Origin of the sequence: Actinomadura logoneensis (assembly GCF_003428695.1) — a bacterium.
GTDB classification, from domain to species: Bacteria; Actinomycetota; Actinomycetes; order Streptosporangiales; family Streptosporangiaceae; genus Spirillospora; species Spirillospora logoneensis.
This window is the reverse complement of record NZ_QURH01000442.1, coordinates 1-964: the sequence shown is the minus strand read 5'-3', so window position 1 is coordinate 964 and position 964 is coordinate 1. Positions and strand designations below refer to the sequence as shown.

Below are 964 nucleotides of genomic sequence, written 5' to 3'. Positions count from 1 at the left end.
GTCCGCCGACCGCCCGGGCCGTTCGCCGACCGCCCGGGCCGTTCGCCGACCGCCCGGGCCGCCGGACGACGCGAGGCCCCGGCGACACCGGACCGCCGGACCCCCACGCCGCCGGACGACGTCGCGGGGTCAGCCGCCGGTGACGGCTTTGAGGATCTCCGGGCGGAGCGTCCCGCGCAGTTGGGCGTACGGGACCTTGGTCGCCGGGTCATACCGGTTGCAGGCCAGGTCGTAGCCAAGCTGGAACATCGGGAGGTGGAACTCCGCCCCCGTCGACGTGAGCAGCAGCCTGACCCCGCCGTTCTCGATCAGATCGGGGGTCAGATGGCCCGCACCGCCCTCCGGGGGGCTGGACTTGCCGCAGAACGCGCCGTTCGGCACCTGCCGCTTCAGCAGGTCGGTCAGGGTCCGGGCGCCCTGGTCGGTGTCCACGGACCGGAGCAGAATGTCGCGGGTGGCCAGCTTCGCCCCGGTCGTCAGATCGACGGTGACCGTCATCCTGGCGGTGGTGTTCCGGGCCGCCAACGTGGGCGCGTACCGGACGGACAGGTAGCGCGGTCCCTTCACCCCCAGCTCGACCACGTTCGCCGGATGGAAGCGCTCATCGGCGGGGGACGAGGGGCCGACGAAGCCCGCGTAGTCGGTGTGGACGTCGTCGGCCCACTTCTCGACGGGCTGCCGGAGCAGCGCGTTGACGCGGTTCTCGACCGCCGGGGACGCGAGTCCGGTCACCTGCGCGTACCGGACGGTCGCGGACATGTCCGGCTTCGGGAACCGCTTCTCCTCGCTCAGCAGCGTGACCCGCAGCGTCTTCGGCTGCGGATGGTGTCCGCCGCTCTGCGTGGCCACGTAGGTGCCCGTGCCGCCCGCGATGACCGTGGTCGCGAGCGCCGCCGCCGCGACCTTCGCGCCGGTCGCGGCGAGCAGGCCGCCTCCCCCGGCGGCCCCCGCGGCCCCCGCCGTC

General features: G+C 74.1%; 1 protein-coding gene. It reads right to left on the bottom strand.

The window, feature by feature from the left end; translation table 11 throughout:
- Positions 1-129 precede the first annotated feature (129 nt).
- Positions 130-964: hypothetical protein (locus tag DZF91_RS40120; RefSeq protein WP_158588026.1), on the bottom strand; the 835-nt coding region annotated here is incomplete at its 5' end.